This window comes from Paenibacillus sp. 276b, from assembly GCF_900107875.1.
GTDB classification, from domain to species: domain Bacteria; phylum Bacillota; class Bacilli; order Paenibacillales; family Paenibacillaceae; genus Paenibacillus; species Paenibacillus marchantiae.
On record NZ_FNRR01000003.1, the window covers coordinates 479,247 to 491,161 of the forward strand.

General features: G+C 47.3%; 12 protein-coding genes. 3 read left to right on the forward strand and 9 right to left on the reverse strand.

Annotated features, from left to right (window positions below; genetic code table 11):
* Window positions 1-234 precede the first annotated feature (234 nt).
* Window positions 235-1,131, reverse strand: a complete 897-nt coding sequence (locus BLV50_RS18110; RefSeq protein WP_177031214.1) for a helix-turn-helix domain-containing protein — start codon at window positions 1,129-1,131, stop codon at window positions 235-237.
* 119 nt (window positions 1,132-1,250) lie between these two features.
* On the opposite strand from BLV50_RS18110, the gene BLV50_RS18115 reads away from it, so the two are divergent.
* Both BLV50_RS18115 and BLV50_RS18120 read left to right on the forward strand, forming a co-directional pair.
* Window positions 1,251-2,477, forward strand: coding sequence for an MFS transporter (locus tag BLV50_RS18115; RefSeq protein ID WP_090809210.1), 1,227 nt, complete (start codon window positions 1,251-1,253; stop codon window positions 2,475-2,477).
* Window positions 2,478-2,562: 85 nt separating this feature from the next.
* Window positions 2,563-3,342, forward strand: coding sequence for an ABC transporter ATP-binding protein (locus tag BLV50_RS18120; RefSeq protein ID WP_090809212.1), 780 nt, complete (start codon window positions 2,563-2,565; stop codon window positions 3,340-3,342).
* A gap of 114 nt (window positions 3,343-3,456) precedes the next feature.
* On the opposite strand, the gene BLV50_RS18125 is transcribed toward BLV50_RS18120, so the two are convergent.
* The 6 genes from BLV50_RS18125 to BLV50_RS18145 form a co-directional block, all read right to left on the reverse strand.
* Window positions 3,457-4,185 (reverse strand): class I SAM-dependent DNA methyltransferase, encoded by a 729-nt coding sequence (locus BLV50_RS18125; RefSeq protein WP_090809214.1) that lies wholly within the window; start codon window positions 4,183-4,185, stop codon window positions 3,457-3,459.
* Window positions 4,186-4,342: 157 nt separating this feature from the next.
* Window positions 4,343-5,638, reverse strand: a complete 1,296-nt coding sequence (locus tag BLV50_RS18130; protein ID WP_090809216.1) for a glycosyltransferase family 2 protein — start codon at window positions 5,636-5,638, stop codon at window positions 4,343-4,345.
* A complete protein-coding gene (locus BLV50_RS32835; RefSeq protein WP_162842446.1) occupies window positions 5,631-5,774 on the reverse strand; it encodes a hypothetical protein in 144 nt (47 codons plus the stop codon). Before BLV50_RS32835 ends, BLV50_RS18130 begins: the two co-directional genes overlap by 8 nt.
* 26 nt (window positions 5,775-5,800) lie before the next feature.
* A complete protein-coding gene (locus BLV50_RS18135; protein WP_090809218.1) occupies window positions 5,801-6,676 on the reverse strand; it encodes a diguanylate cyclase domain-containing protein in 876 nt (291 codons plus the stop codon).
* Window positions 6,677-6,791: 115 nt separating this feature from the next.
* A complete protein-coding gene (locus BLV50_RS18140; RefSeq protein ID WP_371129265.1) occupies window positions 6,792-7,892 on the reverse strand; it encodes a glycosyl hydrolase family 8 in 1,101 nt (366 codons plus the stop codon).
* A 53-nt stretch (window positions 7,893-7,945) separates the two neighbouring features.
* Entirely contained in the window at window positions 7,946-8,386 is a 441-nt protein-coding gene (locus BLV50_RS18145; protein WP_240343003.1) for a MarR family winged helix-turn-helix transcriptional regulator, read from the reverse strand.
* A 207-nt stretch (window positions 8,387-8,593) separates the two neighbouring features.
* Here BLV50_RS18145 and BLV50_RS18150 point away from each other — a divergent pair, with 207 nt between their 5' ends.
* The gene (locus BLV50_RS18150; protein WP_090809222.1) at window positions 8,594-9,034 is read left to right on the forward strand and encodes a GNAT family N-acetyltransferase; all 441 of its coding nucleotides are present in this window, start codon (window positions 8,594-8,596) and stop codon (window positions 9,032-9,034) included.
* 230 nt (window positions 9,035-9,264) lie between these two features.
* Here BLV50_RS18150 and rlmN read toward each other — a convergent pair whose 3' ends face one another.
* Together rlmN and BLV50_RS18160 are read right to left on the reverse strand one after the other, a co-directional pair.
* The gene (gene rlmN / locus BLV50_RS18155) at window positions 9,265-10,359 is read right to left on the reverse strand and encodes a dual-specificity RNA methyltransferase RlmN (protein ID WP_090809224.1); all 1,095 of its coding nucleotides are present in this window, start codon (window positions 10,357-10,359) and stop codon (window positions 9,265-9,267) included.
* A 176-nt stretch (window positions 10,360-10,535) separates the two neighbouring features.
* Complete coding sequence (locus tag BLV50_RS18160) at window positions 10,536-11,900, reverse strand: sodium-dependent transporter (RefSeq protein WP_090809226.1); 1,365 nt, start codon at window positions 11,898-11,900, stop codon at window positions 10,536-10,538.
* Window positions 11,901-11,915 lie beyond the last annotated feature (15 nt).

Here is an 11,915-nt window from a genome sequence, read left to right on the forward strand (position 1 = left end):
GCAAAGTCCAACTGGTTTGGCAACAACAAAAATCAGTGTTTGCTTGCGAAGAGATCTAGATGCTTTTGTCGATCTGGGAGACAGGTTAGCGGGCAAAAAAAGAACGAAAAAAGGGCAATGAACGTGTTTCTTTCGTTCTGCCCGGTTCTTGTCCTGCCTACGCCAGCGTTCTGGTGCAGCGCAGGATTGTTACATTTTTTATACGTATACCCTTGGCTTCAACCTCTTCTGATTCTACATCTGGTTTCGATACTCCATCGGTGTTACACCTGTCACGCGCTGAAATGCCCTGTAGAACTGACTGACATTGGAGAACCCCAGCCCAAAGCTGATGGTAGTCACCGAATCTGTTGTATGGCGCAGTCGTCGGGTGGCTTCCTCCACACGCAAATTCAGCACGTACTGATACGGCGTTGAACCTGTCAGTGCCTTGAAGGAACGCATAAAATGATATCTGCTCTGGTGCGCAACCGCCGCCATCGATTCAATGTCCATTGGACTTGTATAGTCACTGTGTATATACTCCAGCACGCGCCGCAGATGGGGGTCAATGAACGCGCCGCCACCGTGGCTGCTTGTTTGCTGATACAGATTTTGAAGCTGCCCGTAAACCAGACCAGCCCCCCCACTCCCCGCCACACCTATTCCTGCGGTTGCCAGCGTCAGGTTACTCCCATCCGGTTGACCAGTCAGCATCCGTCTAAGATATGTCTCTACTGCAAGCTCTGCTTCCTGTATCTGCAATGGTTCAGGCGCATCGTCCAGCAAAATGGCGTTCCATCCTCGAAACAGTCTGCTAATTTCAGCAGGATCGAAGCTTTGTGTTGTCCGAAATTCGGTCTGCGCCCCTTGCCTCGCTGAATCCTCCAAGCCGCCAACTGGCGGATTACGAAACTTGATCACGATAACCGCGGAATCCGAACCAATCTCAAAAAAGTGCTCCATCCGGGGATGCGCAATAATCCCCAGTCCTGCTTGTAGTGGATAAGCATGCTGTTCCTGCACCAGATGGCATTGTCCTCTTACAGGCAACGTAACCTGATACCAGTCATCATGCACATGAGGTTCATTGGTGAATCCGCCAGAAGCCTTCCACAATTCCAATCCATTCAGCATCATATTTAATTCCATCGTTTCCTCACCTGCTGACATTATAGCAAATCGTGCTCACTTTCAAAGCACTTTTCACAAAGACAATATCTGTCTGTATCTTTTATCATGATAAAAAAAATAATTCGAGGTGATCTCCCGTGGCACAAGCCGCTGTAAGCAAAATGCAAATCAATCACTCCGCCAATTGGGCGCTTGCCGGAGTCAGCTTCGCCCATCTGCTGAATGATGCGATGCAGACCGTTGTTCCGTCTGCTTTTCCGCTGTTCCAGCAGACCATGCAGCTCAGTTTCGCCCAGATGGGCTGGATTGCCTTCACATTGAATATTACCGCATCGGTTCTACAGCCGCTGGTCGGTTATATGTCTGATCGCAAGCCCATGCCGATCCTTCTGCCTGGCGGCATGTTGTTCTCCCTCATCGGTGTTCTCGGCTTTGCCTTGTCTTCCGAGCTATGGATGCTGCTTGTCTCCGCAGCATTGATCGGCATAGGCTCATCCATCCTGCATCCCGAATCCTCACGCGTTGCCCATCTGGCGGCAGGTCGAGGACGCGGAATGGCACAGTCCATCTTCCAGGTCGGTGGCAACACAGGTCAGGCTCTCGCCCCGTTGCTGGTTGCCTTTATCCTGCTCCCGCATGGACAGCTTAGTTTTCTGTGGCTAATGGCTTTTGCCCTAATCGGGATCTTTATCCAGTCTTCCGTTAGCCGTTGGTATAGAGACAAATTGGCGGAAAATCGCAGCCGTCAGCAACAGCCTGTACAGGCAAATGGCATTGTGCAGCCTGCTGCCCAACCTGTAAGTCGGGGATTTATCGCTTTTACAATGGGGATCCTCATCCTGCTGCTGTTTTCCAAATTCGTTTATATTGCCGGCATGACCGGATACTATGCCTTTTATTATGCCGATGCGTATAACCTGCCTCTTTCGCAGGCCCAGATCTGCCTGTTCGTTCTGCAATTTGCGGGTATGGTTGGAACCCTGCTCGGCGGCCCACTGGCTGACCGTTATGGACGTAAACCGATGATCTGGTTCTCCATCGCGGGTACTGCACCATTTTCACTGCTGCTGCCTTATGCGGGACCTGCTCTATCCATGGTATTATGCGGCATCATCGGCTTGATTCTGATGTCCGGCTTCAGTGTCATCATTGTCTACGCACAGGAGTTGCTGCCGCGTCATATTGGGACGGTATCGGGATTGTTCTTCGGCCTGTCGTTCGGCATGGCGGGACTCGGCTCGGTTGTGCTCGGTTCCCTGATTGATGTGACCAGCATTTCATTCGTCATCAAGCTATGTTCTTTTTTGCCGCTGCTCGGGGTGTGTGCTGTATTCCTGCGCCGAGATCGGCCAAGAAACGCCTAATATGCATTGAAACGTCAGTCGTTTTGTGACTACAATAAGGTCAGGATAATGGAGACAGAGGCTAAACAGAAGGAAGGAATAACCCATGATCATTGATGTACAGCATGTTACTTGGAAAAGGGGACCAATCACCCTGCTGAACAATGTCAGCTGGCGTGTAAACGAAGGCGAACATTGGGCATTGCTTGGCCTGAATGGTTCCGGTAAAACCACACTCCTGAACATGATCACCGGATATCTCTGGCCCACAGAAGGTACGATATCTGTGCTCGGACACCGTTACGGGGATGTGGATTTGCGTGAGCTGCGGAAGTCGATTGGCTGGGTCAGCTCCTCCCTTCAGGAGAAATTGTATGGCACCGACCGCACCCAGTACGTCGTGATCAGCGGTAAACATGCCACGATCGGACTATACGATAAACTGTCCGACGAGGATCTGGATCAAGCACGAGAATTGATGCATACACTCGGCTGTCAGCATCTGTGGGATCGCGAATACCGTACCTGCTCCCAGGGGGAGAAGCAGAAGCTGCTCATTGCCCGAGCCCTGATGGCTAACCCGCGTGTTCTCATTCTGGACGAACCCTGCAATGGACTCGATTTGTTCTCTAGAGAGCGGCTGCTGGAAAGTATCAGTGAGCTAACGCAGAAGCCGGATACCCCTTCGCTCATCTACGTGACTCATCATACGGAGGAAATATTACCTGTGTTCAGTCACAGTCTGCTGCTCCGGCGGGGTGAGATCGTGAATAGCGGATTAACCAGCGAGTTGATGAACAAAGACGTACTGAGTAACTTTTTTGAATCAACTGTGGATGTGGACCGACATGGAGAACGTGTATATGTCAGAGCATCGGATAAATAATCTTCTATATCTATTCACAGTCAGAACAGTCGAAGCAGCCCAAAATCTTATCCACATGTGGACAGGTTTTGGGCTGTTTGGCTATATTATGAATTATCCACAGTGTTCTGTGCATTATTTCCGGGCAGACAGGAATAAAAACAACGGAATCCGCTGTCTGCGCAGGTACGTCTCCTCGTTCACAAAATGCTGACGCTGAGGCGCCGATTCCCGCAGATGCTGTACTTGAAATCCTGCCTGCTGTAATGCCATATAGTAGGATTCGATGGAGCGATGCATTTTTTTCACCGTACCTCCAAGCCATTGCTGATCACGAAATCCCTCCACAAAATACTGATCGACAACCCAGTTGGTTCGCACCCCCGAAGGCTGCAACGTGGACGTGATCACAGGATGTTCTACCGAAAATACGAATGTGCCATTCTCTTTTAACGTGTGGTATACCTTGCGAAATAGGCTGTCCACATCCTCAATATAATGAATCGCCAGTCTGGATATGACCAGATCATATGTATCTGCGGGATAGCTCCAATCTTCGATATACGCTTGCTCAATCTGTGCGTTCTGACCCTTTATCGATTCATTGGCTGCCTGAATCATATTCACTGAACCTTCAATTCCCGTATAACTGCCACCACGGTGGGCGGGACCCAACAGTTCTGCTCCGAACCTCGCATCCCCACAGCCGAGATCCAATATGCTCAAGCCCCCAACGTCTCCGACTAACTCCAGCATTACAGGCTTCTCCAACGTATCATTGGCATTCTCCTGCCACTGCCGGCGTTCCATATACTTCTCGAAATTGGCCCCATCTTCGTAAAAATCCGATCCCCGTTCGCTCATTGCGCAACCCCTCCGTTGCTGTAATGAAGTTCAGCTCTCATATTCAGCCTGGAAGATTATACAGAATATCGGCATAGGTTTCTACAGCAAAAAGGCTGTCGCCCGAAATACTCCAGCAGACAGCCCTTACGTATTAGAAGATGATGATTATAATGGCTCAGCCAAAACGCTGCGTTTTGTACCATTTGCTCTCACGTTTCTTGATCTTGTCCATTACCAAAGAGTAGAAAGCTTTGATCGAGATAAGAATAAACAGCTGCGCATACGTAAAATAGGATACACAGGCGTATATGAAATTACGAGTATTGCTCTGTCCAATGTCTGCCGCGAGTGCAAGATTGATCTGCAATACATATATAAAGTACATAAACGCCCATCCAATGACGAGAAATACATACGCATCTCCGGCAAATTGGAACGGTGAAATCACTTCCGGTTTGAACATCGCAATGATCTGGTAGACTAGATTAACGAGAAAGATGATATCCGATACAATGATGGCGAGCATAAACCAAAAGTAACTGACCGCATAATAGATAACCAACAACTTGTTACGCCAGCTGGACCGGTTGAACAGGTTATGGATATTATCCAAAACAACCTGGTAATTCCCTTTTGCCCATCGTTCACGCTGCTTCATATACACGCCGACCTTTTCCGGCTCTTGTTGATAGGCTTCTGCCTGGGGCGCAAGGGCAATGAATTGCCCTCGATTCAAAATCTCAAAGGATAATGCCGTATCTTCCGTGATCGCTGTAACATCCCAGCCGCCAATCTCACGAATTAGCTCCGTTTTAATAATATAATTGGTCCCCGGAATGGAACCCAGCTGGAATAATTCCCACAGCCCTGTGTGGTAAACCCGCTGTGATGTGATGATCTCCAGATTAATGCATTTGGAAAGGAAGTTCTGTCCCCGGTTCCGAGCTTTATTTCTGCCAAACACGACACCGTATTGTTCCGGGTTTTCCAAAGACTTCTGTGTTAGAAACATCAGGGAATTCCGCTCAGGGGCAGCATCTGCATCAAAGATGCAAATCCACTCACCCGTAGATATCTCCAGACCGTCATTCAATGCACCAGACTTGCCTCCCGTACCCTTACGCTCCATAACAGTCACATTCCGATGTACATAACTGGTTTGGCTCAGAAATGTCCGCAGCTTCTCCGCTGTATCGTCCGTGCAGTTATCCGCAATAACGATGATCTGAAACTTATCTTCAGGATAATTCAGACGCAGGATATGCTCCACGGTAGCTACAATAACCAATCCTTCATTATGTGCAGGTACCATGACGGTTACGGTTGGATAATGATCCATGTTCTTAGGAATCTGAATCCCCTTTTTGTCCTGTTTTTGGATAAAACGAACGGCTCCAGCCATAATGACTATGGATTCAAATACGGCAATCCATATACTAAATATCGATAATAGCAATATAAAATCAGCCACTTACCTTCCTCCGATCGTACTTGCGATTCACCTTGGATCGAAAGCGAAGAGTGGCAATCGTTAATACAATTGTAAAAACCGCGAACATACAGCTGACGGCGATGCAGATCGGGATGAACCATGACATATAGTCCACAGAGCATCTCTCCTTTCCCGCTAGTTTTAGATATACTCTCCAATGAGATCTGTCTCTGTGTTCCGTTCCAGCGCGGCAATAACAGCATCAATATCCTCATACTTGCCGAACTGTTCCTTCTGGAATACCAGTGCACCGGATCGAATAACCGTCTGTAGTTCATTGCCTTTTTTATCAATCATCTGCAGGTCCATCATCGCTTTTTTGATCCGTTCTGTAAGCACTGGCAAGTGCCCCACATCGGTCATCGGGCAAATGATCACAAACCGTCCCCGATCCACATAAAACTTGTAATCCTCATACCGGATTTGCTTTTGGATCGTATTGGACAGCTCAAGCAGAAACTGTGCATATCGTACGGAACCAAGTGACTCCAGTACCAATGGCAAAAATTCAATCTTGAACATGGCCATGCTGAACCCATATTGCTCCGAATAACGTCTGGCAAGATTGCTTTGCTTAATGACCGTATCGGCAAGAGCTTCCTTGTTGCCCAAGGATGTATCTGGATCAATCTGCGGATTACGTTCCTGTAGCTCCTGCAGACGTTCCATGACACGGGCACTGCGCACAAGACTTGCCTTAACAAAAGCAGCCACAGCCACATTGGCCGGGATTAATAGCCACCATGAGAACGTAAGCACATTCACATCTGCATAGGTAACAATCCAGACAAAGTAAGAGACCAGATATACAAATCCGGCGACGACAGACACTCCGACAGGTATCACAAAACCAAGAACCAGCGCACCAAGCGAGGCGATACTGAATACCACATCCAGTATGGTATAACTCTGATTCATATAAATTTTAAGATAGACAACGAGTTGCTGGATCACGGCTAATCCGATCAAACTGGCATATCCCCATGCAATACGACGAATGGGTGCTTTATTCCTCATAGTTACCTTCTCTCCAGTAGAATTTTGATAGTGATAATTATAATACAACAAATTATGACATGATTAGACAAATATTATGCTAACATAATATTAAAAATATAAAATGACAGAATTATTACTTTTCAAGGAACTTTTGTAATTCAGTCTCGCCAAGTAAAGGGAATAGGTTATCAAACATATGTGTATTGCCATCAAATACGTACCCTCCCGGATAAGCGTTATCCAGACTGCGCAAGGCGATCATATGGTTATACAGCTGTTTGGCCCATTTTGGATCACCTGATTGAACAGCGAGCAGCATGGCGAGTCCATAAACCGATGGAGATTCATAAGATACGGCGGGTGTACGCCCCGTACGTTTATATTGGCCCGGCAACTGATGACGGGTATTGAATTCAGTTTTCAGAAAAGAAATAAGCTTGTCCGGCGTCCGGTTGGTTGCCGTTAAATGGTTGGCGACAATTAGCTGATCGATCAGGTTGACCGTATCATCATATGTATATTCTTTCGTTACAACATTAAAGGTTTTAGGGTAAAATATGCCGTCATCCGGCATGCTTTTCAGCAGAGATTCGTATTTGTTACAGGTTCCTGGTTCCAGCATTTCATGCTCTTCCATCGCTTGCAGCGCCTGCAGATCAACATAAACCAGACTTAATATATCCGGTGAATGTCCATTAGCGAAATCGTGAAAATCAACATAATACCCCTTGGTCTGAACGGATTGCTTCAGTGTACGGACAATATGATTGGCTGTTCCCAGCTTCTCCTCCCGGCCCTGCTCCCATTGATCTGCCGCCTTCAATAATGCCCCGACGATTCGAAAATCATCGCCAAGCGCATTGGTGGTCACATGAGATTTCCCTTCCGCATCCAGCTTCCAGGCAATATAGTTTTGAGGCATCAGAAAATAGGTCTTTAAGAGATCATAACTCTGCTCAAATAACACCTGATCGTTCTTGGTTACGGCGTATTGCATCCACAGTCCGATGGATTCAGACAAAGCCTCCCGACCTGCCACAATATTTGGATCTACTGACGAAGCATCCTGAAGATAGGTGGCCAGTGTGCCATTCGAATTGGTCATATGATTCTGTACAAAAGAGACTGTCGGGGATGGATCGTTCATCACAAACCGCTCCTTCATAAAAATAATCCATGCTGCCGCTATACCAACTGCCAGTATGACCAACCACACCAGTCTTTTCCGGTTCATGACTTGCATATTTCCCTCCTGTGTTGTTACAGCTCTGGAATATCACTATTTGCTTATTCAGATTGATCCATATAAGGTCGGCGCCCGCCCTTTTTGACGAATTTCCAATCCACCTCAATATTGTGGCGCATCCGGCGCAGCAGCTTAACTGCAATCTCGATCTCTTCCTCCGTTAAGCCCTCCAGCGTTACCTGGTCCGAATGAACACCCTCCCTGCGGATGAACTCCCAGGCTTCAAGACCAGCATCAGTCGGATATAACAACTTATTCTTTTTATTACCCATTGCCGACTGTTTGACGACAAACCCGTCCGCTTCCAGTTTGCTAATGGCTCTAGCCGCAGTGGTCCGATCCACTTTGATTAATTCAGCGAGCTGGTTGGGGATAATACCAGGATTCTCACATATGCGATAAAGATACAAATACTGTCCACGAGACAAGTTTAGATGTTGGAATTCAACGTTGCTGATCGAATCCAGACAGCGGGCAATCATGCCGATTTCACGCAACACTTCTTTTTTTTCAGTCAATGGATTCACTCCTCTATAAAATTGTTGCATTCGCAACATAATTGATGATATAACTGATTTAAATCAGTTTAAATTTTAACCATGATAACACATGGAACAGGTATACGTTCATGCTATCTACCAGTTTACCATGCCAGAATAGAATTACGATTGACTAAAGGAGAAACATTCATGAATACAACTATTGTTGAAGCTAATAACCAGGAATTGCTCGACGCCTGCTTCGCCATTCGTACCGCTATTTTTGTTGAAGAGCAAGGGGTGCCGGCTGAAGATGAATTCGACACCTTTGATGCATTGGATACGGAAGCAAAACATATTCTGCTCTACGTAGACGGCGTTCCTGCCGCCTCTTCCAGACTACGTGTGGTCGAAAATGTTGCCAAATTGGAACGGATCTGTGTCATGATCGATTATCGGAAACACGGACTTGGTCGTGTGCTGATCGATAAGCTGGAGCAAATGGCACTCGCTCAAGGACTCGAGAAGGCCAAGTTGCATGCACAGGTACAGGCCTCAGGGTTCTACGAACGTCTCGGATACACGGCAGCCTCGGACGTATTCATGGAAGATGGCATTCCACATCTACTGATGACCAAAAAACTGAAATAAATACAAAAAGAGCATCCTCAAAGTTCAAGAACAAGACTTTGGGATGCTCTTTTTGGTTTCTAATGCACCCAGTCAGTGCTATTAATGGAGATTCAACCATTTTGGGATTGTAACGAACCGTACACACCATATTTTCTGTTTTGCTAACTAACTTGCACCTTCTATGTCAATTTGACTGCAATAACATGACAAAGAAGCCAGGCGTTAACCTGACTTCTTCTCTTGCATCCTTATCCCAAAGCCAGACGATCTGGCTGAGATTCGGCGGCGTTATTTTTCATCTGTTTACTGCGCAATTGTCCGCAGGCCGCGTCGATATCGGTACCATGTTCCATGCGTACAGTTGCGTTAATGTTATTCTTTTTCAACGTATCATAGAAGCCCAGAATGGACTCTTCCGTACTCCGTTGATACTGACTGTGCTCATCCACCGGATTATACGGAATCAGATTGATGCTGACCATACTCTTACGACTGGACAACAGTTCAGCCAGTTCTGCTGCATGTTCCCGCTGATCGTTGACGTCCCGGAGCAAAATATACTCAAACATAATACGCTTGTTCGTCGTAGCCAGGTAATAATCCACTGCATCCATCAATTGTTCAATCGGGAAGGCCCGGTTGATCTTCATGATATGTGTCCGCAGTTCGTTATTCGGTGCGTGCAGGGAGATCGCCAGATTAACCTGCAGACTGCTGTCTGCAAATTCCTTGATCTTGTCAGGCAGCCCACTCGTGGATACGGTGATCCGTTTGGCCGCAAGTGCCAGCCCTTTACGATGCTTGATCACTTCGATGAAGTCAGTCATGTTCTGGAAATTGTCAAACGGCTCGCCAATTCCCATTACGACCACGTTAGTTACCCGCTCGCCTTGACCAGCTGCATCAAGATACTGTTGTACATGCATAATCTGTTCTACAATCTCACCACCGGACAGATCGCGGCTCTTCTTGATCAGCCCGCTCGCGCAGAAGCTGCAACCAATATTACATCCCACTTGAGTAGTTACACATACAGTGAGACCGTATTTTTGGCGCATTAAGACCGTTTCAATCAGATTACCGTCCTGCATACGCAGCAGAAATTTCACGGTGCCGTCAGCGGATTCCTGCTTCACATGTTCACTCAGCGAGTTCATCGTGAAGTGCTCGGAAATGACATCCAGACATTCCTTACGCACGTCCGTCATGTCTGTAAAATCGTGCACACGCTCCTGATATAACCATTCCCAGATGCGGGAAGCACGGGATTTCTTCTGTCCGTGCTCCGGCAGCCAGTCACGTAGTTGCTCTAATGTTAATCCATATATGGATGATTTAATCATGTTATTGTCCTCTTTTCGCAAAAAGCATATGGCTTATCGGTCTATCGAAAAAACCTCTACTCTGTATTGTCCCAAAATTGACGAGCGAACACAAGGGCTTTTGCATTTCTTCCAAGAGGTTTTATCAATGGCAAATCTGCACAGTAACTTATTTCTTCACTTCAATTCCCAGACGTTTAGAAGTGAATAATACCGGAGGTGTGCAGCAGAACCAGAAGCACCAGAATTGGCGCTACATAACGCAGCATGAACAGCCATACCCGGAACCAGCCTGCACGCAGGCCGGATGCTTCGGCAGCCTTTTTCCAGAAGTATCCGGCAAAAATAGTAACCAGCAATCCACCAATCGGAAGTAAAATGTTGGATGCTACAAAGTCCATCCAGTCGAACACACTCTTCGAGCCAATTGTCCATTCAGGGAACAATCCGAGCGACAATACCGAAGGAAGCCCCACGATGAAAACGGCAAGTGAAATGGTCCATACCGCGCGGCTTCGGCTCCAGGATAATCTCTCCATGAAATATTTCACCGGAACTTCAAGCAAGGAAACCGCCGACGTTAATGCCGCAATCGCCAGAAGCACGAAGAACAACCCGCCAAACACGAAGCCCAGCGGCATAGCCGAGAAGGCTGCCGGAAGAGCTATAAAGATCAGCGACGGACCCTGATCCGGTGCAATTCCGAAGGAGAAGGTCGTTGGGAATATAATAAGACCCGCAATGAACGCATAGATCAGGTCACCCGCACCGACAGCAACGGTTGCTGCACCGAGCGATTGATTTTTATCAACATATGAACCGTATGTCACGAGAATACCCATACCCAGCGATAGGGAGAAGAAGGCATGTCCAAGCGCAACCAGCGCAGATTCGGTCGTGAGCTGTGAGAAGTCCGGATTCAGGAAGAAGGAAACTCCCGCACCAGCTCCTGGCAAAGTCACTGCTCGAACCATCAGGATAATGAGCAGAACCAGCATCGCCGGAATCAGCACTTTGTTAAACTTCTCGATTCCATTCGATACCCCTTTGGCTACGATCCAGCCTGTAATCAGAACTGAAATCAGCTGCCACACAATCGGCATATAACCGCCTACAAAGTCACCAAATTGCCCAGCATAATCCGGATTGTTATACAGCGTACCGCTGAATGACGTCACTGCATATTGCAGCGTCCATCCTGCAATGATGACATAAAAGGAAAGAATGATAAATGGCGTCAATACTTGCAGCAAACCAGCCGCTAGCCATCCTTTTTGCCCACCTGCCTTGATAAAGGCTGTTGCCGCGCTTCCTCTACCGCTGCGGCCAATCGCAAGCTCAGCCAGCAATACGGGTAGACCAATCAACAGGAGACAGACGATAAAGAGCAGGAAAAATGCAGCTCCCCCGTTCTCTCCCGTAATATAAGGAAACTTCCACATGTTGCCGAGGCCCACTGAACTACCAATGGCAGCCAGAATGAATCCGGCCTGTGAGAAGCGTTCACCTTTGCCCGGTCCGTCTTGATTCAAATTTGAATTATTGGACTTACTGAAATTCATTATATCTACTCCATC

Bases quoted from the DNA above. Each gene is read 5' to 3' on its own strand.
- BLV50_RS18110 (WP_177031214.1), bottom strand. From the start codon at position 1,131: ATGGAATTAAATATGATGCTGAATGGATTGGAATTGTGGAAGGCTTCT.
- BLV50_RS18145 (WP_240343003.1), bottom strand. From the start codon at position 8,386: ATGATTGCCCGCTGTCTGGATTCGATCAGCAACGTTGAATTCCAACAT.
- rlmN (WP_090809224.1), bottom strand. From the start codon at position 10,359: ATGATTAAATCATCCATATATGGATTAACATTAGAGCAACTACGTGAC.
- BLV50_RS18120 (WP_090809212.1), top strand. From the start codon at position 2,563: ATGATCATTGATGTACAGCATGTTACTTGGAAAAGGGGACCAATCACC.
- BLV50_RS18150 (WP_090809222.1), top strand. From the start codon at position 8,594: ATGAATACAACTATTGTTGAAGCTAATAACCAGGAATTGCTCGACGCC.
- BLV50_RS18135 (WP_090809218.1), bottom strand. From the start codon at position 6,676: ATGAGGAATAAAGCACCCATTCGTCGTATTGCATGGGGATATGCCAGT.
- BLV50_RS18125 (WP_090809214.1), bottom strand. From the start codon at position 4,185: ATGAGCGAACGGGGATCGGATTTTTACGAAGATGGGGCCAATTTCGAG.
- BLV50_RS18160 (WP_090809226.1), bottom strand. From the start codon at position 11,900: ATGAATTTCAGTAAGTCCAATAATTCAAATTTGAATCAAGACGGACCG.
- BLV50_RS18140 (WP_371129265.1), bottom strand. From the start codon at position 7,892: ATGAACCGGAAAAGACTGGTGTGGTTGGTCATACTGGCAGTTGGTATA.